This is a genomic window from Halomonas sp. TG39a, from assembly GCF_000744395.1.
Classification (GTDB): Bacteria; Pseudomonadota; Gammaproteobacteria; order Pseudomonadales; family Halomonadaceae; genus Vreelandella; species Vreelandella ventosae_B.
Genome location: NZ_JQLV01000001.1, coordinates 2,384,812 through 2,407,640, shown reverse-complemented (window position 1 = coordinate 2,407,640; position 22,829 = coordinate 2,384,812). Strand labels below are relative to the sequence as shown.

The following is a 22,829-nucleotide window of genomic DNA, read 5'->3' as shown; positions in this document are numbered from 1 at the left end:
CTTTTACACCTCCTCCTTGCGTCTACGCCTAGTACCACCCCAGGGGGAGGATTTTATCTGGCGGCCTAGCCTGCATCATGCCCACTATCGGTAATAACTCAGTCGTTGATAAAACCGTCGGCAATAACAAGGATAAGGACTCACCATGATGCAGACACCTTCTACTTCTCACTACGTTGGCAGCCAGGGAGCCGACTGGTGGCGAGGGGCCGTGATTTACCAAATTTATCCACGTAGCTTTATGGATAGTAATGGCGATAGCACTGGCAAAGGGATTGGCGATTTGAAAGGCGTGATCGATAAGCTCGACTACATCGCCTCGCTTAACGTCGACGCTATTTGGCTGTCGCCGTTCTTCACCTCACCGATGAAAGACTTCGGTTACGATATCAGCAACTACCGCGATGTTGACCCGATGTTTGGCACCCTGGATGATTTCGACCGTTTGGTGGAGGCCGCCCATGCCAGGGGGCTGAAGGTGACGATCGATCAGGTGATGTCCCACACCTCCGACCAGCACGCCTGGTTTGAAGAGAGCCGCCAGAGCCGCGATAACCCCAAGGCTGACTGGTACGTATGGGCCGACCCCCAAGCCGACGGCGCACCGCCGACCAACTGGCAGTCGGTATTTGGCGGCAGTGCCTGGCAGTGGGACACTCGTCGCTGCCAGTATTACCTGCATAACTTCCTGGCCAGCCAGCCGGATCTTAATTTCCGCACGCCAGCCGTGGTAGATGCCATGCTGGAGGAAGTGCGCTTCTGGCTAGAGCGGGGCGTGGATGGCTTCCGGTTGGATGCGGTGAACTTCTGCACCCATGGCGAGCTAAAGGATAACCCGCCGCGCCAGGAGATTACCGAAAGTTTTCTAGGCGTTCGCCCCGACAACCCCTACGGCTACCAGCTCCACCAGTACGACAAAACCCAGCCGGAGAATCTTGTGTTTCTGGAGCGGCTGCGCGCTCTGTTGGATGAATACCCCGGCACCACCAGCGTGGGCGAGGTGGGCGACGACGACGCCTTGGGCGTGATGGCGGAATACTCCCAGGGCGGTAAGCGGCTGCACATGTGTTACTCGTTTAACCTGCTTACCGATAAAGCCGACCCCGGCTACTTGCACGAAACGCTAACCGAAATGGAAGCACGCATTGGCGATGGCTGGCCCTGCTGGGCGCTGGGCAACCACGACGTGACGCGGCTGGCAACTCGCTGGCAGGCGGAAGGGCAGCTCGATAAGCTGCGCCTTTATATGGTGTTTCTACTCACCCAGCGCGGTAGCGTATGCCTTTATCAAGGTGAAGAGTTGGGCCTGCCCGAAGCTCAGCTAACGTTTGAGCAGTTGGTTGACCCTGCGGGTATTACCTTCTGGCCTGCCTATAAAGGCCGAGACGGCTGCCGAACGCCGCACCCCTGGCAGGCCGATGCTCATCATGCGGGCTTTAGCAGCGCCACACCCTGGCTGCCGGTGCCTAATACTCATGCTAATCTCGCCGTTGACCAGCAAGATAACGACACCGATTCATTGCTCAATGCCTATCGCGATTTTTTAGCCTTCCGCCGTACTCAGCCTGCGTTGGTGAAGGGCGATGTGCGCTATCACCCTGTGCGCGACGATGTGCTTTGTCTTGAGCGCACCTACCAGCAAACGCGCTTACTGATTGCACTCAATTTTAGCGGTCAAACGGTTACCCGTGCAGCACCTGAGGGCGCTGAAGCCATCGCCGATGCTCCCACGTGGCTTAACGGTGAGTGGCAGGAGGGTGCGCTGACGCTACCTCAACTGTCCCTTCCGCCCTATGGCGTGGCGATTGCCCGTTGCCCGCAATCCCAGGAGGACGCGCCATGGGACGTTTAACCCTAAGCGGCATCGGTAAATCCTTTGACGGAGTGGAAATCTCCCGGGATATCGATCTCACCATCGAAGATGGCGAGTTTGTGGTGTTTGTCGGGCCTTCCGGCTGCGGTAAATCCACCCTGTTGCGCATGATTGCGGGCCTGGAGGATATTACCGAAGGGGATATGCAGCTGGATGATCAGCGGATCAACGAGATTCCGCCCCAGGAGCGGGACATCGGCATGGTGTTCCAATCTTACGCGCTCTACCCACATATGAGCGTGGCAGAGAACATGGCATTTGGCCTGAAGCTGGCGCGGACTGACAAGGCGGAGATTCGCCGCCGCGTCCAGCATGCCGCTGAGATGCTGCACCTCACCGAGCTCCTGGAGCGAAAGCCCAAAGACCTCTCCGGTGGCCAGCGCCAGCGGGTAGCCATTGGCCGCACCCTGGTAAAAGAACCGGCGGTGTTTCTATTTGATGAACCGCTCTCCAACCTGGACGCCGCGCTGCGGGTGGATATGCGGGTGCAGATTGCCGCGCTGCATAAGCGCTTGAACGCCACCATGATCTACGTGACCCATGATCAGGTAGAGGCGATGACACTGGCCGACCGCATTGTGCTGCTATCCAAGGGCCGTATTGCCCAGGTGGGTGCGCCGCTGTCGCTTTATCACTTCCCTAAAACGCTGGAAGTAGCGGAGTTTATCGGCTCACCGCGGATTAATACCTTCCCAGTGACGGTGGTAGACCCTGGCGAGCGTCAAACGGTGGTGCGCCTGCATAGCGGAAGCGAAGACACACTGTCGGTGGCGGTCAATGGCCAACATCTTCACTCAGGCGAGCGCGCCACACTGGGGTTGCGAGCAGAAGACTTTGTTGCACCTGAACAAGCCGAAGCCACGCTAAGTGCTACCTTAATGGTGGCAGAAAAGCTGGGCTACGAAACCCTCGCCCATTGGCAGGTGGTGGGTATCGACACTCCCTTAACCCAGCGCCTGGATGGCTTAACGCAACTAACCGAAGGTCAAACGGTCGCTTTGGGCTTAGCGGGCCAGCACTGTCATCTTTTTGATCAGCAGGGGAACGCCTGCCCACGGCAGGTGGTGGTCGATGGGGTTAGCCAATAATTTTTTTTAAAAGAGTGCATCCAAAACGTCTCCTCGCGGGTATTCCCTATACAGCCGCTATTTAAGGCAGCTGATAATAAACTTTTAGGAGACTGAAAATGACCATTCATCATCTAACGCGGGCTACCCTGGCCGCCACTCTGATTGCATCCTTCAGTCATGTCGCGCTGGCAGATATGACGCCTGCGGATGTCCAAGTGCCTGACGGCAACACCGTTGCGCTCGAAACCGTCGGCGTTGGCGCGATCACTTATATGTGTGAAATGAATGACGAAGACACCATGGCTTGGGTTTTTAAAGGCCCGCACGCTGCGCTTAATGATAGCGACGGCAGCCAGGTTGGCAGTTACTACGGCCCGCCCGCCACCTGGGAAGCGTTGGATGGTTCAAAAATCACCGGTACTCAGCTAGCCACGACGGCCAATGGCGATGGCAATATTCCGCTCCAGCTGGTTGAAGCCAACCCCGCTGAGGGCGAAGGCGCGATGACCGGCGTTAGCTACATTCAGCGTTTGAACACCCAGGGTGGCGTTGCCCCGGATGTGGCCTGCGATATGGATCACGACGGTGCCACGGCTGTTGTTACCTACCAAGCGGACTACATCTTTTGGACGGCTGAATAAGTCGACGAGAGCGCTAATTCCGCTGGGGGCTCGTTTGTCGAGCCCCCAGCGGCTATGCTGTCTGTGAAAACGACGACTGGCGTCGGCGCCGTCACCAGGGAGCTAGGGTTTGACTGACGAGTCTTCAGAATTTGATCATGCTGCGGCATTAGCCAACTGTGCCCGTGGCGAGCATGACGCCTTGCACCAACTCTACGTTCATGAGGGTGCCCGACTATTAGGTGTTGTTGTAAGAATCGTTAAAGATCGCGGTATGGCCGAAGACATTGTCCACGATGCCTGTCTTAATATTTGGCAGCGTGCCGACAGTTTTGACCCTGATAAGGGCTCGGCAAGGGCGTGGATATTTAGTGTGGCACGCCACCTGGCACTCAATGCCATCCGGTACCGTGACCGGGAAGTCACTTTTGATAGCACTTTTGACAGTAATGATCCGACCGAGTTAGACCACCCAGAACATTTCCAGCACGCGACGGTTGCCGAAGATATCTTCGATTGGCAGACCGGCCAGCGGATGGATAGCTGTTTAGAACAACTTGAGCCAGAGCGGCGTAACTGCGTACTTCACGCCTATGTGGATGGTCTTAGTCACGCGGAAATTTCAGCGCATACAGGGGCGCCGCTAGGCACCGTTAAAGCCTGGATCAAACGCAGTTTGCTGCGCCTACGGGAGTGTATGACATGACTCGCCCCAGTCAGCACGAACCAGAACACGACGATGACCATACCTTGGCGGGTGAATACGTGCTGGGTACGCTGTCGTTAGAGCAGCGCAAAGCGTTAGAAGCGCGGTTACCCAATGAGCCTGAGTTGCAAAAAGCGGTGATGGCGTGGGAAGAGCGTTTCTTACCCTATACCGCTATTACCGATCCGGTAACGCCCTCCGACTATTTATGGCCGCGGATTGAACGCAGCTTAAAAGCACGCGAGACGTCCGCTAAACGGGCCGGTTCCGCTAGTGCGCCGCGAAGACCCGGTCGCATGCTACACAGCCTGCCACTTTGGCGTGGCGCTGCCGGGTTTGGCTTAGCGGCGGCGTTAGTGATGGGCGTGATGCTGGCTAATGAAGTCACCGAGCCAACTATTTCAACGACGCCCGAGTACATGGTGGTGCTGCTGGCCCCGCAAACGCAGTCGGCTGGTTGGGTGGTCCAGGCCTCCTCGCGGCAGGAAATCGAGTTGATCCCACTGGGCACCTTCGAAGTGCCTGAAGGTAAAGCGCTAGAGTTCTGGACTAAAGCAGACGAATGGCAGGCACCGGTATCGCTGGGTTTAGTGGAGCCAGGCCAGCCGATTCGGATGCGCTTAGACCAATTGCCGCCACTTGAAGATAACCAGCTGTTTGAGCTCACGCTGGAAGACGAAACCGGTTCGGCCACCGGCTTGCCTACGGGCCCCATTGAATTTATTGGCCGAGCGGTCGAGATTTAACCTGCGTTAAAGCGTCTGTTCAGCGTGCCTTTAAAAGAATGATAAGCCGACTTGGAACAGGCGCTCCACATCGCGAATGCGGCGTTTATCGACCACAAACAGAATCACGTGGTCGCCGCTTTCTACCTTGACGTCGCCGTGAGCAATGATGACCTCTTTGCCGCGCACAATCGCACCAATGGTCGTGCCGTCGGGCAGGTCGATCTCGCGAATCGTACGGCCCACTACTTTAGACGACTGCTTATCACCGTGGGCGATGGCTTCAATGGCCTCGGCCGCACCCCGGCGCAGTGAGTGAACGTTAACGATATCGCCCCGGCGTACGTGGGTGAGCAGGCTGCCGATGGTCGCCTGCTGGGGTGAAATGGCGATATCGATCTCGCCGCCTTGCACCAAATCCACGTACGCGGCGTTGTTAATCAGCGTCAGCACCTTCTTCGCCCCTAAGCGCTTGGCGAGCAGCGACGACATAATGTTGACCTCGTCGTCGTTGGTCAGCGCGCAGAAGATATCGCACTCTTCGATGTTCTCTTCTTCCAGCAAACGCTTGCTCGTGGCGCTGCCGTGGAGCACCACGGTGCGATCCAAGCGCTCAGAGAGCGTGGTGCAGCGATCCAGGCTGTGTTCGATGATTTTAACCTGGTGACTATGCTCCAAATGCTCCGCCAAGCGTTCGCCGATATTGCCGCCCCCGGCAATCACTACCCGACGGAAGTCCCGCTCGACGCGGCGCAGCTCGCTCATTACCGCGCGAATATCCCGCCGGGCAGCGAGGAAAAACACTTCGTCGTCGGCTTCGATGACCGTATCGCCACGGGGGATAATCGGCCGATTACGCCGGTAAATCGCCGCCACGCGAGTATCCACGTTGGGCATATGGCGGCGTAGAAAGGCCAGGTCTTGGCCCACCAGCGGGCCGCCGTAGAAGGCCTTTACCGCCACCAGCTGAACCAAGCCACCGGCAAATTCAAGCACCTGTAGGGCCCCAGGGTGCTCGATCAGACGGCGCACATGGTCGGTCACTACCTGCTCGGGGCTAATCAGTACATCAATGGGAATCGCTTCGTGGGCGAACAGCCCTTTGCGGGTTAAATACGCCGTGGCACGCACCCGGGCGATCTTAGTGGGGGTGCGAAACAGCGTATGGGCGACCTGACAGGCGATCATATTGATCTCGTCGCTGCTGGTCACGGCGATCAGCATATCGGCGTCTTCGCAGCCTGCCTGGCGCAGCACAATGGGGTAGGAGCCCGCCCCGGTAACGGTGCGAATGTCGATTTTGGTGTGCAGCTCACGCAGTTTCTTGGCGTCAGTATCAACGACAGTGATGTCGTTCTCCTCACGGGCGAGGTGCTCTGCCAATGTGCCGCCGACCTGGCCGGCGCCCAAAATAATAATCTTCATAGGTAGTTAGATCACTTCGGCGACATGTAAATACAGATACTCACCTACTAAGGGAAAACTGTCGAGTGAAGGGAGCCTTAGATCTCCTTTTGCCCGACGGAAAGGGCTTTTTTTACGCCTTTTTGACGGCTAATGCCTTAAACGCCATCGAATTTTTACGCCTGCAATCTCTAAGCTCAAGGTGCCAATCAAAGGAGGCACTTCCATGAATATTGCATTGCTAATCATCGCGACCGGCACAGCGGCGTATCTGTTTTACGCGCTCATCTGTCCCGAGCGTTTTTAGGAGATCGTCATGAACGATATGATCGCTATTTACGCCTTAGTGGCTCTGCTTAGTGTGCCCTTGGGTATCTATATTGCTTTTGCATTAAGCACACAGACGAACCGGCTCGATACGCTGTTTGGCGTGATCGAAAAGCCTATCTACCGGTTGGCGGGCGTTAAAAGTCAACACACCATGACGTGGCAAGTGTACGCGTTAGCCATCCTTAAGCTGCATGTGGGCTTGATACTGCTGGCATGGCTGGTCTTTATGTGTCAGGGCTTATTGCCACTCAACCCGGACGGCATCCCCGGCATGCCATGGGACACGGCGCTGCATACAGCGGTGTCCTTTGCTACCAACACTAACCAGCAGCACTACTCTGGCCAAGCGCAGCTTTCGCATTTAAGCCAAACCTTCGCCATTGTCACGCTGCAGTTCTTAACCCCCGCCACGGGGCTTGCGGTGTTGGTTGCGATTGCCCGCACTTTATTCGTCGCTAAGCCTGCCAAGGTGTTAAACGGCGTTGGCAACTACTACCACGATCTTACCCGCACCCTGGTGCGCGTTATGTTGCCACTGGCAGCGGTTGTCGCACTGCTGCTGACCTGGCAGGGCGTACCGGCCAGCTATCAGGCCGCCCACCAGGTAGACATGCTGGATCCCCAGGTAGAAGAAGTGCAGTCGATTCCCTTAGGCCCGGTGGCGTCCATGGTGGCGATCAAGCAGCTGGGTACCAACGGCGGTGGCTGGTATGGACCCAACTCCACCGTGCCCCTTGAGAACCCCACGCCGCTGGCGAACGTTATCGAAACCGCTTCGCTCACGCTTATCCCCGTGGCGCTGCTTATCGCGATTGCTCTGATCAGCGGTCGACGTCGGCTAATGACGGGCATTGGTGCCGTGATGATCGCGTTCTCTCTGATTTCCACCTCGGTGGTGGTCTATTCGGAACGCATGCCCAATGCAGCCCTGGTCGAACTCTCCCAGCCGGGGGCCAACTTGGAAGGCAAGGAGCTGCGTTTTGGCACTGACCTTTCTGCTCTGTGGGGCAGTTGGACGACACAAACCTCCAACGGCTCAGTCAACGCCATGCACGATAGCTTCAACCCCATGGGCGGCATGATGCTGCTGATGGATATGTTTGTGAACGTAACGTTTGGTGGAGTGGGCGTCGGGCTGATTGGCTTCTTCCTCTACCTGATGTTGGCGGCCTTTGTGGGCTCGTTGATGGTGGGCAGGGCGCCCGAGCTGTTTGGTAAACCGTTAGAAACCCGCGAAATACGCTGGATTTCACTGGCGATTCTGGCTCAGCCGCTGGTCATCCTGGGGTTGAGTGCGCTGACCGTTGCGATTCCAAGCGCGGCAGCCAATTCCAACCCAGGGTTCCACGGCTTATCCCAAGTGCTTTATGAATTCACCTCTGCGTTTGCCAATAACGGCTCTGGTTTTGAAGGGCTGGGCGATGACACGCCCTGGTGGAATATCGCCTGCGTGGTCGCCCTATTGATTGGCCGCTTCTTACCCATGCTAGTGCCATTAGCGGTAGCCGGTTGGTTGGCAGCTAAGCGCACGGCACCGGCGGGGCGCGGCACCCTGCCCATGGATAGCCCCGCCTTTATGGGCTTAACCGCAGGGGTGATTGTGATTGTCAACCTGCTTGGCTTCTTACCGGCGTTAGTGCTTGGCCCGATTGCAGAATCCGTCGTGCAAGGCTTCTAGGAGAAAAGAGATGTCACATACAGAGCTTGCTAAACAGCCGCGTCGTTCGCTGCCTATTGGCCAAGTCGTCACCGGCGCGGTAAAAGGGCTTGCGCCCCATCTACTGGCTCGCAACCCGGTTATGGCGGTGGTCGCCATTGGTACGGTGGTGTGTTTCGGGCTAACGCCGATTGCTTTCGCCCAGGGCGAAAACGGCGGCTTTGCGCTCACCATTGCGCTACTGCTGCTTGCCACCGTGCTTTTTGCCACCGGTGCGGAGTCACTGGCAGAGTCCCGGGGTAAGGCTCATGCTGGCGCGCTGCGCAAAACCAAAGGGGAGCTCAAGGCGGCTAAGCTAAACGCTGACGGCACCACCAGCGCCGTGACCGCCGACTCACTGTGTAAAGGCGACCGAGTGAAAGTGGTGGCGGGTGAGCTGATTCCGGCAGATGGCGATATCGTCGAGGGTGCGGCGTCTATCAACGAGTCGGCGGTAACCGGTGAGTCCGCGCCGGTGCTGCGTGAAGCGGGCACCGATAACAGCGGCGTCAGCGCAGGCACCAAAGTGCTCTCGGATCAGCTGATCATTGAAGTCAGCGCCAACCCCGGTGAATCCCTGCTGGATCGTATGATTGCCTTGGTAGAGGGCGCTAGCCGTCAGAAAACGCCTTCCGAGCTGGCGCTTTCGGTGCTGCTGGCGATGCTCACCCTGGTGTTCCTGATCGTGGTGGTCACGCTGGTGCCCATGGCCGCTTTCGTAGGAGTAGAAACCTCGACGGTCATGCTGGTAGCGCTACTGGTGTGCTTGATTCCTACCACCATTGGCGGTCTTTTACCCGCCATTGGCATTGCCGGTATGGAGCGCGCCATGCGGGCCAATCTGGTCGCCAAGTCAGGCAAGGCAGTAGAGATCGCCGGTAGCATCGACACGCTGTTACTGGATAAAACTGGCACGATTACCCTGGGCGACCGCCGCGCGACGGAGTTCGCCCCCTGCCAGCAGGTGCCGCGTCAACGGGTACGCGATGTAGCGTTTTTAACCTCTCTGGAAGACCCTACGCCTGAAGGCCGCTCGATTGTGACGCTGGCCACTGAGCAGGGTGTGGATGTGCAGCTTAGCGAAGAAGCGGATGGCGCAACCTTTGAAGCCTTCAGTGCTGAAACCCGACTTTCAGGGGTGGATCTAACCAGCGGTAAAAAGCTACGTAAAGGTGCCCCCAATGCCATCGCCGAGTGGGTAAAGGCGCAGGGCGGCGATATCCCCAGCGACTACAACCAGGTCATTGAGCGTATATCCCGCGATGGTGCCACCCCTATTGCAGTAGCGGAAAACCAGCAGATCCTGGGCGTGGTAGCGCTTTCTGACGTGATCAAAAGCGGCATCGCGGAGAAGTTTGCCGAGCTGCGCGCTATGGGCATCAAAACCGTGATGATCACCGGTGACAACCCGATTACCGCCTCGGCCATAGCCGCCACGGCAGGGGTCGATGACTACATCGCCGAAGCCACACCTGAGCGTAAGCTGGCGCTGATTCGCGAAGAGCAGGCCAGTGGCCGTCTGGTGGCCATGGTCGGTGACGGTACCAATGACGCTCCGGCGCTGGCCCAGGCCGATCTTGGTCTGGCCATGAATTCCGGCACCCAAGCCGCCCGCGAAGCGGCCAATATGGTCGATCTGGACTCCGACCCCGGCAAGCTCATCAGTGCGGTGGAAATTGGTAAACAGCTGCTGGTGACCCGAGGCGCACTGACCACGTTCTCTTTGGCGAACGATGTCGCTAAGTACTTCGTGATTCTACCGGCACTCTTTGCGGCAAGTTTCCCGGCGCTGGGCGTGCTGGATGTAATGAACCTGCATTCACCCACCACGGCGGTGCTGGCAGCCGTGCTGTTCAATGCGTTGATTATTCCCGCACTGATTCCCTTTGCGCTACGTGGCGTGTCCGTAAAAGCCGCATCGGCGACGGTGCTATTGCGCCGCAACCTGCTGATCTACGGTCTTGGTGGGCTGCTGCTACCGTTCCCTGCCATCAAGCTGCTCGACATGCTGATTGCGCTGTTTATCTAGGAGAAGCGTCATGAATATAGGTATTAAAGATCCCGCGGCGATTAATGACGAAGAGCAGCAGGCACCAACGTTTGAGGCAAAAGCCACTTGGGGCAGTGCGTTGCGCTTTATGGTGGTGATGGCCGTTCTGCTTGGGCTGGTGTACCCCTTAGCGACGACAGCGGTCGGTGGCTGGTTGTTTCCTGAGCAGTCGCAAGGCAGCTTGGTTCGTGACGCCGAGGGTCGGGTGGTAGGGTCAAGCCTGGTGTCACAAACCTTTGTCAGCGATGAATACTTTATCGGTCGCCCGTCAGCGGCGGGTAACGATGCGGGCGGGGTTTCAGGGTCTAACCTGGCTCCTAGCAATGAAGCGCTTCGTGAGCGTGCCCAGGCCGATGCCCAGGCGATTGCCCAGCGGGAAGGTGTCAGCGTCGATCAAATCCCGGTTGATCTGATCACCGCGTCGGGCTCTGGGGTTGACCCGCATATCTCGTTACCAGCCGCTGAATTACAGGTCGCAAGGGTAGCGCAGGCGCGTGAAATCGACGAAGCTAGCGTCACTGAACTGATCGACCAAGCGCTTGAAAACACGGGCTGGCTGGGGTCGCCAGTGGTCAACGTATTGCGATTGAATGTGAGTTTGGATGAGCGTTTTCCCGTCGCCACCACCACGTCGTCTGTCACCCCTGTGGAGTAGCTAAATGTATTCAGCGGATCAGCGACCCGATCCCAATGCATTGCTAAAAGCCGCGCGCCGAGAGGCGCGCGGCTGTTTGCGTGTATTTTTGGGAGCCGCCCCCGGCGTAGGCAAAACTTACACCATGCTACGCACTGCCCGGGAGCGAGCAGAAGAGGGTGACGATATCGTGATTGGCGTGGTTGAGTCCCACGGCCGCGCCGACACCGAAGCTCTCTGCGAGGGGCTGTCACGTATTCCGCTGGCGCCTTTACAGCACCATGGCCGAACGTTTTATGAATTTGATATTGATGCGGCCCTAGAGCGGAAACCCACCATTCTACTGGTAGATGAGTTGGCCCACCGCAACATTCCCGGCAGCCGACATCCAAGGCGTTATCAGGATATTGAAGAACTATTGGATGCGGGGATCGATGTCTGGACCACAGTGAACGTCCAGCATTTGGAAAGCCTTAACGACGATGTGGCCCGGATTACCGGCATACGCATGCGCGAAACCGTTCCCGATACGTTGTTGGAGCGCGCCCGGGATGTGTCGCTGGTGGATTTAACCCCGGAGGAACTGCTTGAGCGTTTAAGGCGCGGCAAGGTGTATATCCCCGAGCAGGCACGCGCCGCCATGGAGGGCTACTTTAATGAGTCGAACCTCAATGCGTTGCGCGAGCTGGCGATTCAAACCATGGCCGAGCGGGTGGATGCCGATGTAAAAGTGGCTATGGATGCTAGCGGCAGAGCAGGCCCTTGGCCGGTAAGGCCGCACCTGCTGGTGGTCGTCAACGGTAGTGAAGACGATGTATCCCTCGTGCGCGCAGCCCACCGAATGGCAGAGAGGCGCCTGGCCGTATGGCGAGCGGTCTATGTTGATAAGGGTGTCGACTCGCCCGAGCAGCAGCTAGCGGTTGAGAAGATATTTAGCCTGGTGACCCGGCTGGGAGGCGACCCACTTCGCTTGCAAGGACATAGCCAGCTAGACGAAGTGATCAACTACGCCCGCTCGATTAATGCCACCACAATTATGGTAGGCCGCGACGGCAAGCGTCGCTGGTGGCCGTGGTCGCGGCCGCTTGCCCAACGTTTGATCGCGCAAACCGATGTCTTTGATATCGTGGTAGTGGCTCAGGGGAGCATGAAGCAAGGTATGCGTAAGCAGCAGCCTGGCTGGAGAGTGCGCCCACCCCAGCTACTCGCCACCAGCTTAGCGGTGATGGCCTCACTGGGAATAGCCCACCTGCTAGAACCTTGGCTGGAGCTTGCCAATCTGTCGCTGGTGTTTTTAGCCGCCGTGCTGTTCAGCGCTATCTGGGCGGGCACCGCTATGGCCATGTTCAGTGCCGTGGTGGGCTTTTTGGTGTTTAACTTCTTCTTTACCGAGCCGCGTTTGACCTTTGCCATGGTGGAACGGGGGCAACTGTTGACGGTGGTGTTCTTCTTTTTGGTAGCGCTAGTGGTAGGGCAACTGGCGGGTCGTGGACGCCAGCGCTTAGTCGCACTGCGGGCCAGCCGCGACCAGACCCAGCTTCTGCTGCGCTACGCCGAGCAGCTTTCTACCGCCACCGACAGTGCCAGCGCCGCCAAAGTGGGTGTCGATACGCTGGTGCAGTGTTTTGAAGTCCCCGTTATCTTTATTGAAACGGCGGAAAGCGCTAGTGAGGTGCAAGTGGTCTACGCGCTACCGGATTCCGAGCGTTTGGACATGACCGCCAAGCAGGCAGCGGTATGGAGTTGGCAGCACCAAAAACCGAGCGGTCAGGGCACACAAACATTGAGCCAGCAGGCGTGGCGCTTACTTCCGCTCGCGGTGCAGGGAGAAAAAGTGGGGATGCTGGCGCTCAAACTGTCGGCCAGCCCAAAGGCACTCAACCATGAGCGTGAGTCGCTGATTGACACCCTGGTGCGCCAACTCAGTATGGCCCTGGAGCGCACACGTTTGGTGGCCGAGTTGAATACAACGCGGGTGTCCGAAGAGAACGAGCGGCTGCGCTCCGCGTTACTCTCGTCGGTTTCTCATGACTTGCGCACGCCGCTGTCATCTATCATTGGTGCCACCAGCTCCCTGATTGAGCTAAAACCCCAGCTCAGTGAAGACGATCAGCGCGAGCTGCTAGACGGCATATTATCCGAGAGCGAGCGGCTCAACCGCTATATTCAAAACCTGCTCGATATGACGCGGCTGGGGCACGGCACGCTGAAAATAGAGCGTGACTGGGTGTCGTTTGACGACGTTATCAACTCAGCGCTGAAGCGGCTGGGGCAATCGCTGAAACACGTCGTGGTAAGGAAACAGTGGCCTACTACGCTGCCGCTGTTGTACGTTCATCCCGCGCTGGTGGAACAGGCGCTGGTTAACGTGCTGGATAACGCCCAGCGCTTCTCGCCACCCGGTGGGGAGCTGCTGATTAAGGCCCACCTTAATGAAGGTGATCCAGCCACATTGGTAATCACCATTGAAGACCAAGGCCCAGGGATTTCCCCCGAGCTGCGCGAGCAGGTATTTGATATGTTTTACAGCGGCGGCGACGGCGATCGCAGCGCCCATGGCAGTGGCCTTGGCTTGGCCATTTGTCGTGGCATGATTGGTGCCCACGGCGGCACGATCAACGCTGACACAGGCGAAAATGGCCGAGGCACCGCTATTGTCATTACGCTGCCACTGTTAGGTGCAGATATGAGGAAGATGGATGAAGAATGAGGGTAACGGGCGCATTCTGATTGTTGACGACGAACAGCAAATTCGCCGTTTTCTGCGTATCAGCCTAGCCTCCCAAGGCTACGGTGTGCTGGAGGCAGAGAACGGTGAGCAAGCCTTGGCAGCGGTATATACCCAATCGCCCGACGTGGTGCTGCTTGATCTTGGCCTACCCGATATGGATGGCCACGAGGTGCTGCAGGGCATCCGTGAGCACAGTGCTGTGCCGGTAATTGTAGTATCCGTGCGGGATAGGGAGGAGGAGAAGGTCTTATCGCTGGATAACGGCGCCAATGATTACGTTACTAAACCCTTCGGCATCCAAGAACTGCTTGCTCGCATCAGGGCCGTACAGCGTCAGTCGCAGCAAGCGAGGGGGGAGGTGGCCGCTAGCTACTATGTTAGCCAGGGGCTGGTGATCGATCTTGAGTTAAGGCAGGTTTCTCTACAGCAGGAAGGTGTGCATTTGACCCGCAAAGAGTTCGCCGTGCTGGCCCGTCTTTGCCGCTATGCCGGGCGTGTTGTTACCCAGACCCAGTTGCTTAAAGAAGTATGGGGGCCGACCCATGTAGACGACACCCATTACCTGCGTATTGTGGTCAGCCGCCTGCGCCAAAAGCTCGGCGATGACCCCCAAACACCCGTACTGCTTCAAACAGAAGCTGGGGTCGGCTATCGGCTGCTGGTAGAGCCAGCGCAGCGACCTGCAGCTTCTTAGTGATCTGAAAAACAGTAGCTATCTGAAAAGCAATAGTGATCTGAAAACATTAGCGACGCCAGAACATCGGCGTCATCAGCACGACCACCGTCAAAATTTCCAGGCGGCCCATCAACATACCGATACACAGCAGCCATTTTGCCGCCTCGGGAAGCGACGAAAAGTTGCCCGCTGGGCCAATAGTGTCGCCAAGGCCGGGGCCGACGTTGGCCACCGCAGTGGCAGCACCAGAAATGGCCGTCACTAAATCCAGCCCAAGTGCCGAAAGGCTTAGAGCCAATGCCGCGATGGTAATAAAGAAGAAGAACGAGAAGGCCACCACGCTTCTGGAAATGTCGCTGGTTACCGGCTGGTGGTTGTAGCGAGTAGTAAACACGCCGTTGGCATGTATGAGATAACGCAGTTGGTTGAGCAGCATCAGCATGGCAATTTGAAAGCGGAAGATCTTCATACCACCACTGGTAGAGCCACTACAGCCGCCCACAAAAGTGAGATAGAAAAAAGCAGTCACCGGTAACGCGCCCCATAGCGTGTAGTCGTCTGAGGCGTATCCGGTGGTGGTCACCACTGAAATCACGTTAAAAGTGACGTGGGTAAGGGAAACAAACCAATCATCGCCTTGCAGCACCCGCCACCCGCTAAGAACCACTATCGCGGTCAGTAACAGCTTTAAAAGTCCGCGTACCTGCTGGTCTTTCCACAGGGCGGTGCGCGATGTGCGAATAAAACGAATGTATAAAACAAACGGCAACGCCCCGCTTAGCATAAAAAAGCTGCCCATCCACAGTAGCCATGGCTGCTCGGAGTAGGCCCCAAAGGAAGCATCCGAGTTGGCAAAGCCACCGGTAGCCAGGGACGTCATGCCGTGGACAACGGCGTCAAGCGGTAGCATGCCTCCCGCCCAATAACTCACCATGGCCGCAAGCGTTAGGGCTACATAAATACTTAGCGTCGCTTTGGCAATGCCGCCTGTGCGGGGCATGACTTTGTCAGACCAGTCGGAAGACTCGGTATGAAATAGTCGCATACCGCCCACTTTCAGAAACGGCAAAATGGCAATGCCCATAACGATGATGCCGATGCCGCCCATCCACTGCATTAAGCCGCGCCATAGCTTCAATCCGTCGGAAAAATGCTCAATCCCCACCATCACCGTCGAGCCGGTGGTGGTGATGGCAGAGACGGATTCAAAGACGGCATTGGTCACGCTGAGCTGCGGTGCGCCTAAAATCAGCGGTAGGCTCGCAAAACCTGTGATGCTTGCCCAACTGGCTGCGGTGAGCACAAACATTTGCCAGGGCTTTAGCTCTAGCGACACCTTACGCGTGAGTAACCAGGTTGTGAGAGTGGCGCTGAGGACAATCAGAATAGACACACCAAAGGCAGGTGCATCAGGATCATTTTCCACCAGCAATACGACCCAGGGTATCGCCATAAACATGGCAAGCACTAGCCACAGTACCGCCATGATTTTAAATATTTGCGCCCAGTTACGGTAAGCGTCTCGGTAGTAAAGCTTGCTGGGAAAAATGGTCATATTTCCGCTCTTAATTTGCCCTAATGTTCAGCGTGGTATCTCACCATGGCAATTACTAAAAGTCTGTAAAATTCTCCTAAAAAAATGATGTTAGGCTAAAAAAATCGGCCCCAAAGGAGCCGGTCGTGAGCATATTGTCCAAGCGAGAGTAGCTTTGTTGTCAACGAGTATAAAATTAACCTTTAACGCCTCCGGCGGTTAACCCACCAATAATCCAGCGCTGGCAGATCAGGAAGGCCACGGTGATTGGCAGCCCCGAGAGTACGGCAGCGGCGGCGAAGTCTCCCCAGCGCTGATTATGGTCGGCCAAGTATTGCTGGGCGCCCACCGCAAGGGTGAGCTTATGCTCATCCACGAGCAGTACAGACGCCATGGGGTACTCCATGATGCTCATCACAAACGCCAGGATGAACACCACCATCAGAATTGGCACCGACAGCGGCAGTAGGATGTAGCGAAACGCCTGCCAGGTGCTTGCCCCGTCCACCATGGCAGCTTCTTCGAGCGACCCGTCGATGGATTCGAAGTAGCCCTTGATCGTCCAGATGTGCAGCGCCACCGCGCCGAGCGAGGCGACAATCAGCGCGCCATGGGTGTTGATCCCCAGCCAGCCGACGAACTGACCCAGCCGGTCGAACAGCGCGTAGAGCGCCACCAGCGAGAGCACGGCGGGGAACATCTGGAAAATCAGCATGCCTTTCAACAGCGGCTCCTTGCCCTTAAAGCGCATACGGGCAAAGGCGTAGGCGCTGGTGGTTGCTAACATAAGAATTAATACCGATGACACGACTGCTACTTTGATGGAGTTCCACAGCCACAGTAGTACCGGAAAGGGGGGCTGGACGATGCTACCGTCCGGGCGCTCCCAGGGAATACCCAGCGCCAGTGACCAATGCTCCAACGAGAAGCGCTCGGGGATCAAGCTCCCCGAGGCAAAGTTTCCCTCACGAAACGAGATTGAAATTACCAACAGCAGCGGAAACACGATCAGTGAAACAAAGCCGATCAGCGCCAAATGGGCGCTCCATCGCCGTGCGCGAATGGAGCGGGGTTGAACCATCGCCATCGTAAACCTCCTAAACTTTAACCTTGGAAAGCCGCAAATTAACCACCGACATGCCCACCACCAGCAGGAAGATCAGCGTTGCAATCGCTGCCGCCAGGCCGAAGTTCTGGCCGGCATCCTGGAAGGCGATGCGGTAGGTGTAGCTCACCAGCAGGTCGGTGGTGCCCGCGGGCGTGCTGGCACCCAGAATGTCCGGGCTGCCCCCGGTGAGCAGCGCAATCAGTACGAAGTTATTGAAGTTAAAAGCAAAAGCGGCGATTAACAGCGGCGTGAGTGGCTTGATGATCAGCGGCAGAGTGATCTTCATCAGGTTGGTGATCGGCCCGCCGCCGTCTACCGCCGAGGCCTCGTACAGATCGCCGGGGATCGACTGAATCAGCCCCATGCACAGCAGCAGCATGTAGGGGTAACCCAGCCAGGTATTGACGATCAGCAGCATGGTTCGGGCTAGCCAGGGGTCGGTAAACCACTCCGGCGAAATGCCGAACAGCGCCTCCAGAATCATGTTTACCTCACCAAAATGCTGATTGAACATGCCTTTGAAAATCAGAATCGAAATAAACGCTGGAACCGCGTAGGGCAGTATCAGCAGCGTCCGATAGACCGCCTTGCCCTTGAGCTGATCCCACTGCAGCAGCGAGGCGAGGACAAACCCCACGGCCAACGTGAATAGTACGGTGAGCCCGGCAAACACGAAGGTCCAGACAAATATCTTCATAAACGGCCCGCGTATATCCGGGTCGGTGAAGATCTTGGTGTAGTTGGTGAAGCCCACGTTCACCGGCCACCCAGGGGTGATGCGTTCGTCGTTCTCGGTGACGAAAAAGCCGATATCGTTATCCGGCGTCAGCACCTGACCCTCCTGCTGATCATAAAGGCTGCCGTTGTCACGAATCTCATAGCGGTCGATCATTGGCGCGAACTGGCGCAGGCCCGCCATGCGTAGCTCGGTGCCCCCGGGCGTTTGCAGGCGCAGCGCCTGGAGGGCGTCGCGGGCCTGAATGGCTTCGCGCATGGGAAGCGGCTCACCTTCGGGCGGGCCGTCTACGGCTTGGGTTGGAGCGCGACGGACTTCGCTGTTAGTTAGGTTGATCGCGGCGGATAGTAGCCGGTCGTTATCGCCCGCAGGAGCGTCGCTTTCCAGATAAAGGCGCACCAGCTCGTCCTGCTGGTAAAGCGAATAGGAAAAGGCAGCGCCCTCTGCCTGGTAGCTTTGATCGGTCAGTTGTGCGCGCACGCGCTCCTGGCTGAGCAGATTGTCCGAGCTGTAGTTACTGAAGCTAATGCCGACGGTATACACCAGCGGGAAAATAACGAAAACGCCAAGCCCGGCCACTGCCGGGAAAATATACCGGTGGCTCATCAGCGAACGGCGGCTGAACACCACGCCCAGCGATGTGCCAAGCACTAAAAATAGCAGCGCAAACACCCATTGGCCGTGCATATAAAAAGCCATCACCAGCCAAAGCAGGGCCAGTACCATCAGCCCGATCACGCTGCGCATTGCCCAGCGAGAATAGCGTTCGGCCACATGACGGGAGCGGTGGCGGGGCAAGCCCCGCGAAGCATTCGTGGTAAACATGAAAGATGTCCTGCGAAACTTCCCGGCTTTGCCAGCGGTGTGCCATGGCCGGTCAGTGAAGGAAAGGCGAGTGGCTACTGGCGCATACGCCGCGCGGCGGCATCCAGTGCTTCCTGGGGGGACTGACGCCCGCTGCCGATGTTTTGCAGCGCGGGTTCCATGGCTGCCCAGAAGGCGCCCATTTCAGGAATGTTCGGCATCGGCATACCGACTTCGGCGTTATCGAGGGTGGCCGCGATGTTGGGGTTGTCGGCCAGTTCCGCCTGATAATCGATGTGTGCCACGGCCCCCAGCGACCCATCGCTGTTGAAGGTGCGCATACCCTCCTCGCTGAGCAGATAGTTTTCCAGGAACTCGACGGCCAGGAAATCATTGGGCGACGCAGAGTTGATCATTGCCGTCATAACGCCAAACATGGGCTTGGCACGTTCTTCGCCCACCTTGGGCAGCAGGGCGACGCCGTAATCAATGCCGCTGCGCTCAAGGTTCGGCCAGGCCCAGGGGCCGCTAATCATGGTCGCCACTTCGCCCTTGTTAAAGCGATTATCCATGATGCTGTAGTCGGTTCCCCGCGGTACCACGTCGCTTTCGATCAGCTCGACCAGCAGCTCAGCACCCTGCACGGCGCCTTCGTTGTTAACGCCAATATCGGTAACGTTGTAGCCTGCGTCAGTTTGTTTAAATGGGTAGCCACCGTTAGCGGCTAGCAGTGTCCAGCCGTAGTAGGGCTCGCTGTAGTCGAACAGGATGGCTTTTTTACCCTCTTGAGAAAGCGTCTCGTCCAGCTGCATTAGCTCGGCAAAGCTCTCCGGCGGGGTGTCCACCAGGGCTTTATTATAAATGAGCCCGAGTGATTCCACTGAAATGGGGTAGCCATAGGTTTCGCCATTCCACAGGGCAGCTTCCCAGGAGAAGTCATAAAAAGACTCACGGAAGCTGTCACTAGGCGCTATCTGTTTTAGTAGGCCGCTTTGTGCCCACTCGCCAATCCGGTCGTGGGCCCAGATCACGATGTCCGGCCCTTGGCCACTGCCCGCCGCCTGTTGAAAACGGTCGGTCAGGTTATCTGGAAAGACCACCTCAACTTCGATGCCCGTCTCTTCAAGAAACTGATCGGCCAGCAGCTGAATACCTTCCTGGCCTTTGTTGTCGCCCATCCAGATGGTTAAGCGGTCATCTTCAAACGCGAAGGCTGGCAAAGTTGCTCCTGCAAGCAGGGTGGCGGTGATTAAAGGCGTAAATCCGGGCCGATGTCTTGCCATCATTTAAAAAGCCTCAATTTTTGTTATAAGGGATGGTGGCGTTGCCACCTGAACAGTCTTAGCCTCGCCAATTCAGTCGGCAGCCACCTCATCCTTGAGGGGCGTAGTGATGGCGTATATCAGGGGCGTAGAAACATTAAATAGAAGTAGGGGGGCTAAAACCTGTTGCAGGCTCTACCAAATGCGCTTTTGAGGGCTCTCGCTCAGACTAAATGCAAAACAGACGCCATGCATAATTAGCCAACTGGAAATTCAGTTGTCGCATATTTGACATGCGATTTGTGACGTACAGTCAGCGTATAACCTAGCGTTAGGGGGCCAAGACGGCCAATAAGCATTACGGCCATGATAATTAGCTGGCCCGCGGTACCCAGTTCACTCGTAGTGCCACGCGATAATCCTACGGTGCCAAAAGCAGAGACAACCTCGAACGCTATATCTAAGAAGTCGTCTTTTACAAAAATCGTCAGCATAAAAACAGCTATGAAAATGGTTGCCATACCGATAGTCGCGGTAGCTAAAGCTTTTAGTAATGTTTCTCGACTTAGTGAGCGACCAAAGAAGCTTACGTTTAAATTTCCTTGGAGAAAAGATTTTGTCGCCGTGATTAAAATGAAAAAAGTAGAAATCTTAATGCCGCTAGCGGTTGAGTTCGGTGCGCCGCCAATAAACATAAGTAGAAGCATTAGAACACTAGTGCCTGCTGTTAGAGCACCAATCTCGAGCGTGTTGAAACCAGCCGTTCTAGGAGTGACACCTTGAAACCATGCGGCCAGTAGCTTGCTCCAAAAGCCTTCTAGCATGCCTAGCGTGTTGGGGTTGTTAAATTCCAAAATCAAAACCGCCGCGGTAGCGAACAAGTTGAGAAATAAAGTGGTGGTTAAGATAATTTTTACGTATACCGAAAGCCGAGGCCATGAACGCTTTTCCAATAATTCCATAATGACGATATAGCCAAGTCCTCCAGTAACAAAAAGTGCTGTGACAGATAGCGTGATGCCGGGATGAGAAACGTAATTTGATAAGCTATCTGGAGATAGCGCAAAGCCCGCATTATTAAATGCGGAAATGGTATAAAAAAGCGCATTATATAGCCCGTCACCCCAGCCGAGTTCGGGAATAAAAAAGTAGCTAAGTACAATAATCCCAATGGCTTCGCTGGCAATGGCAAATAGCGCAATAGAACTCCCCGCTTTTCTAGCCGTTTGAAGGGAGACTTCATTAAAAGCTTCTTGTGCCACCAACTGTTGCTTTAGGCGTAACTTAAAACCAAGCGCTAGAGCGGTCAGTACTGCAAAGGTCATCAACCCTAGTCCGCCTAATTGAATCAGGCATAGGATGACGAGCTGACCGAAGGTCGTGTATTGACTGCCTGTATCGACAACCACAAGGCCCGTTACCGTAACGGCGGAGGTGGCAGTAAATGCTGCTTCCATCCAAGAAACCGGAGCGACGGTGGCAAATGGCAGCTTTAGTAAGCATGCTCCAATGAAAATTAATATGAGAAAAGACTCAAGCAATAGCCAAGGGGGCTTAATGCTACGTTTACGCTTTGGCCCTTTGACGATCGTTTGGTGAGGCGTCTGGTCTTGTAAGCTTGCTTTCATAAGTTTTTAACAAGTTTTCTTAATTCATCAAGCCAGCCGCCAAGTACTAAGCGATCACCTCTGCGTATTTCCCAATCGAGGTCAGGGTGTGCATGCACTTCTGTATTTCTTTTGACCACTAAAGCCGCTACATCAACATCTTCGATGATTTTTCCAATGGTTTTTCCAATTAAGTCCTCTGTTGTATGGAATTCTACGACAACATAGTCCTTCCCCAGGTTTAAGTAATCATGAACCATTGGGTAATTCAATTCCTGAGAGATTCGTACACCCATTTCATATTCAGGTGCAATAATACGTGTTGCACCAAGCCGTTCAAGGACTCTGTGGTGTTGATTCGTCAGTGCTTTCGTCCATACCTTTGTCACACCTAACTCTTGCAACTGAAGCGTTGCCAACATCGCTGCCTCAACGTTTCTGCCTATCGCTACCACTGCTGCGTCATAGCTGCCCGCATTTAGCTCTATAAGCGCGTTTTCATCTGTTACGTCAGCAATGACTGCGTGAGTGATCTCATCTGCTAATCGATTGACACGCAGCTCATCAGCGTCGATCCCCAAAACCTCATGACCAAGCTGAGTTAGCTCACGCGCAATAGTCGCGCCGAATATGCCCAGACCAATGACGATAAATTGCTGTTTTTCAATCATGATAAAGCGCGGCTCCACAGCTTTGAATTACGTAAATTTATATGCTGTAGCTCTATTGCACAATAGCTGTTTAATCCTACGTTAGCAGACGTAAAAATTGCGTAAAAAAATTGCTTCAATTGAGTCGCATGTACCTGCGTATGGTTAAATTATAAATAAATACTCTTTTAATGGGGGGAATATGGCTGTGGGGTTATTTCAAACAAATCCCAATTCGTATTTTCGTATTTTCGTGTTACTCACTTGGCTATGGGGTCTGGCGGTATATAATTATCATGCTGAAAATCCGGTTATATCCATATTTCCGTATCTTATACCAGTCATTTTGATTGCATGGGGGCATGGTGTTAAGTGGGGATTCGTAGTTGCAGCTTTGGCAACATTGTCTGCTATGTGTGCAGATTATGCGGAAATTTACACTCAAACAGAGCTGATCTATTCTGGTATTGCTACCTATGCGAAATTAACAGGCGCCGCTATTGGTTTCTCTTTGGCAAAAATAATTCATAAAAACATAAACCCAATGTGATGCCTCTTCCTTTGTCATCAGCCCAAGTTGGTGCTTTATGCACTGCCTGATGAATTAAAGCAT

The 22,829-nt window shown here is 55.6% G+C and carries 19 protein-coding genes; 12 read left to right on the top strand and 7 right to left on the bottom strand.

The features are described from left to right. The first annotated feature begins 145 nt into the window (after positions 1-145). The 5 genes from U738_RS10790 to U738_RS10770 all read left to right on the top strand — a co-directional run bounded on the left by U738_RS10790 (position 146) and on the right by U738_RS10770 (position 5,015). Positions 146-1,852 carry an alpha-amylase family glycosyl hydrolase gene (locus U738_RS10790; RefSeq protein WP_035580152.1) on the top strand — a complete coding sequence of 569 codons (1,707 nt, stop codon included), beginning with the start codon at positions 146-148 and terminating at the stop codon, positions 1,850-1,852. Continuing rightward, positions 1,840-2,961, top strand: a complete 1,122-nt coding sequence (ugpC, locus tag U738_RS10785; protein ID WP_035580150.1) for a sn-glycerol-3-phosphate ABC transporter ATP-binding protein UgpC — start codon at positions 1,840-1,842, stop codon at positions 2,959-2,961. The genes U738_RS10790 and ugpC overlap by 13 nt, the downstream gene beginning before the upstream one ends. A gap of 98 nt (positions 2,962-3,059) precedes the next feature. Further along, entirely contained in the window at positions 3,060-3,584 is a 525-nt protein-coding gene (locus tag U738_RS10780) for a DUF3455 domain-containing protein (protein WP_035580148.1), read from the top strand. 109 nt (positions 3,585-3,693) lie between these two features. Further along, a complete protein-coding gene (locus tag U738_RS10775; protein WP_035580141.1) occupies positions 3,694-4,269 on the top strand; it encodes a sigma-70 family RNA polymerase sigma factor in 576 nt (191 codons plus the stop codon). Continuing rightward, positions 4,266-5,015 carry an anti-sigma factor gene (locus U738_RS10770; protein WP_035580133.1) on the top strand — a complete coding sequence of 250 codons (750 nt, stop codon included), beginning with the start codon at positions 4,266-4,268 and terminating at the stop codon, positions 5,013-5,015. Before U738_RS10775 ends, U738_RS10770 begins: the two co-directional genes overlap by 4 nt. A gap of 30 nt (positions 5,016-5,045) precedes the next feature. Here U738_RS10770 and trkA read toward each other — a convergent pair whose 3' ends face one another. Continuing rightward, positions 5,046-6,419: a Trk system potassium transporter TrkA gene (gene trkA / locus U738_RS10765; RefSeq protein WP_035580132.1), complete on the bottom strand. Its 1,374-nt coding sequence runs from the start codon at positions 6,417-6,419 to the stop codon at positions 5,046-5,048. Positions 6,420-6,624: 205 nt separating this feature from the next. Between trkA and kdpF the strand changes: the two genes are divergently transcribed. From kdpF to U738_RS10740, 6 genes are read left to right on the top strand one after another with little or no spacing between them, the layout of a single operon-like run. Then, a complete protein-coding gene (kdpF, locus tag U738_RS23815) occupies positions 6,625-6,705 on the top strand; it encodes a K(+)-transporting ATPase subunit F (RefSeq protein WP_081742537.1) in 81 nt (26 codons plus the stop codon). A 9-nt stretch (positions 6,706-6,714) separates the two neighbouring features. Continuing rightward, on the top strand, positions 6,715-8,406 hold the full coding sequence (gene kdpA, locus U738_RS10760) for a potassium-transporting ATPase subunit KdpA (protein ID WP_035580131.1): 1,692 nt from the start codon (positions 6,715-6,717) through the stop codon (positions 8,404-8,406). Between the two features lie 10 nt (positions 8,407-8,416). Then, positions 8,417-10,453 (top strand): potassium-transporting ATPase subunit KdpB, encoded by a 2,037-nt coding sequence (kdpB, locus tag U738_RS10755; protein ID WP_035580130.1) that lies wholly within the window; start codon positions 8,417-8,419, stop codon positions 10,451-10,453. 10 nt (positions 10,454-10,463) lie between these two features. Continuing rightward, positions 10,464-11,129: a potassium-transporting ATPase subunit KdpC gene (gene kdpC / locus U738_RS10750; protein WP_081899085.1), complete on the top strand. Its 666-nt coding sequence runs from the start codon at positions 10,464-10,466 to the stop codon at positions 11,127-11,129. A gap of 4 nt (positions 11,130-11,133) precedes the next feature. Beyond that, positions 11,134-13,818, top strand: a complete 2,685-nt coding sequence (locus U738_RS10745) for a sensor histidine kinase (RefSeq protein ID WP_035580128.1) — start codon at positions 11,134-11,136, stop codon at positions 13,816-13,818. Continuing rightward, on the top strand, positions 13,808-14,533 hold the full coding sequence (locus tag U738_RS10740; protein WP_035580126.1) for a response regulator: 726 nt from the start codon (positions 13,808-13,810) through the stop codon (positions 14,531-14,533). The genes U738_RS10745 and U738_RS10740 overlap by 11 nt, the downstream gene beginning before the upstream one ends. A 49-nt stretch (positions 14,534-14,582) precedes the next feature. Here U738_RS10740 and U738_RS10735 read toward each other — a convergent pair whose 3' ends face one another. The 6 genes from U738_RS10735 to U738_RS10710 all read right to left on the bottom strand — a co-directional run bounded on the left by U738_RS10735 (position 14,583) and on the right by U738_RS10710 (position 22,237). Next, positions 14,583-16,070, bottom strand: a complete 1,488-nt coding sequence (locus tag U738_RS10735; protein WP_035580124.1) for a TrkH family potassium uptake protein — start codon at positions 16,068-16,070, stop codon at positions 14,583-14,585. A 175-nt stretch (positions 16,071-16,245) separates the two neighbouring features. Continuing rightward, positions 16,246-17,136: a maltose ABC transporter permease MalG gene (malG, locus tag U738_RS10730; protein ID WP_035580122.1), complete on the bottom strand. Its 891-nt coding sequence runs from the start codon at positions 17,134-17,136 to the stop codon at positions 16,246-16,248. A 10-nt stretch (positions 17,137-17,146) separates the two neighbouring features. Further along, the gene (gene malF / locus U738_RS10725; protein ID WP_035580120.1) at positions 17,147-18,718 is read right to left on the bottom strand and encodes a maltose ABC transporter permease MalF; all 1,572 of its coding nucleotides are present in this window, start codon (positions 18,716-18,718) and stop codon (positions 17,147-17,149) included. A gap of 74 nt (positions 18,719-18,792) precedes the next feature. Further along, positions 18,793-19,980: a maltose/maltodextrin ABC transporter substrate-binding protein MalE gene (gene malE, locus U738_RS10720; RefSeq protein WP_035583459.1), complete on the bottom strand. Its 1,188-nt coding sequence runs from the start codon at positions 19,978-19,980 to the stop codon at positions 18,793-18,795. Positions 19,981-20,216: 236 nt separating this feature from the next. After that, the gene (locus tag U738_RS10715) at positions 20,217-21,587 is read right to left on the bottom strand and encodes a TrkH family potassium uptake protein (RefSeq protein WP_035580119.1); all 1,371 of its coding nucleotides are present in this window, start codon (positions 21,585-21,587) and stop codon (positions 20,217-20,219) included. Beyond that, positions 21,584-22,237 carry a potassium channel family protein gene (locus tag U738_RS10710; protein ID WP_035580113.1) on the bottom strand — a complete coding sequence of 218 codons (654 nt, stop codon included), beginning with the start codon at positions 22,235-22,237 and terminating at the stop codon, positions 21,584-21,586. Before U738_RS10710 ends, U738_RS10715 begins: the two co-directional genes overlap by 4 nt. A 181-nt stretch (positions 22,238-22,418) precedes the next feature. Between U738_RS10710 and U738_RS10705 the strand changes: the two genes are divergently transcribed. Continuing rightward, on the top strand, positions 22,419-22,766 hold the full coding sequence (locus U738_RS10705) for a hypothetical protein (RefSeq protein WP_035580111.1): 348 nt from the start codon (positions 22,419-22,421) through the stop codon (positions 22,764-22,766). The last annotated feature ends 63 nt before the right edge of the window (positions 22,767-22,829 follow it).

Coding starts and splice junctions, on each gene's coding strand:
- U738_RS10710 (WP_035580113.1), bottom strand. CDS start 22,237: ATGATTGAAAAACAGCAATTTATCGTCATTGGTCTGGGCATATTCGGC.
- U738_RS10715 (WP_035580119.1), bottom strand. CDS start 21,587: ATGAAAGCAAGCTTACAAGACCAGACGCCTCACCAAACGATCGTCAAA.
- kdpB (WP_035580130.1), top strand. CDS start 8,417: ATGTCACATACAGAGCTTGCTAAACAGCCGCGTCGTTCGCTGCCTATT.
- trkA (WP_035580132.1), bottom strand. CDS start 6,419: ATGAAGATTATTATTTTGGGCGCCGGCCAGGTCGGCGGCACATTGGCA.
- U738_RS10790 (WP_035580152.1), top strand. CDS start 146: ATGATGCAGACACCTTCTACTTCTCACTACGTTGGCAGCCAGGGAGCC.
- U738_RS10705 (WP_035580111.1), top strand. CDS start 22,419: ATGGCTGTGGGGTTATTTCAAACAAATCCCAATTCGTATTTTCGTATT.
- kdpA (WP_035580131.1), top strand. CDS start 6,715: ATGAACGATATGATCGCTATTTACGCCTTAGTGGCTCTGCTTAGTGTG.
- malF (WP_035580120.1), bottom strand. CDS start 18,718: ATGTTTACCACGAATGCTTCGCGGGGCTTGCCCCGCCACCGCTCCCGT.
- U738_RS10780 (WP_035580148.1), top strand. CDS start 3,060: ATGACCATTCATCATCTAACGCGGGCTACCCTGGCCGCCACTCTGATT.
- ugpC (WP_035580150.1), top strand. CDS start 1,840: ATGGGACGTTTAACCCTAAGCGGCATCGGTAAATCCTTTGACGGAGTG.
- U738_RS10770 (WP_035580133.1), top strand. CDS start 4,266: ATGACTCGCCCCAGTCAGCACGAACCAGAACACGACGATGACCATACC.
- U738_RS10735 (WP_035580124.1), bottom strand. CDS start 16,070: ATGACCATTTTTCCCAGCAAGCTTTACTACCGAGACGCTTACCGTAAC.
- kdpF (WP_081742537.1), top strand. CDS start 6,625: ATGAATATTGCATTGCTAATCATCGCGACCGGCACAGCGGCGTATCTG.
- malG (WP_035580122.1), bottom strand. CDS start 17,136: ATGGCGATGGTTCAACCCCGCTCCATTCGCGCACGGCGATGGAGCGCC.
- malE (WP_035583459.1), bottom strand. CDS start 19,980: ATGGCAAGACATCGGCCCGGATTTACGCCTTTAATCACCGCCACCCTG.
- kdpC (WP_081899085.1), top strand. CDS start 10,464: ATGAATATAGGTATTAAAGATCCCGCGGCGATTAATGACGAAGAGCAG.
- U738_RS10745 (WP_035580128.1), top strand. CDS start 11,134: ATGTATTCAGCGGATCAGCGACCCGATCCCAATGCATTGCTAAAAGCC.
- U738_RS10740 (WP_035580126.1), top strand. CDS start 13,808: ATGAAGAATGAGGGTAACGGGCGCATTCTGATTGTTGACGACGAACAG.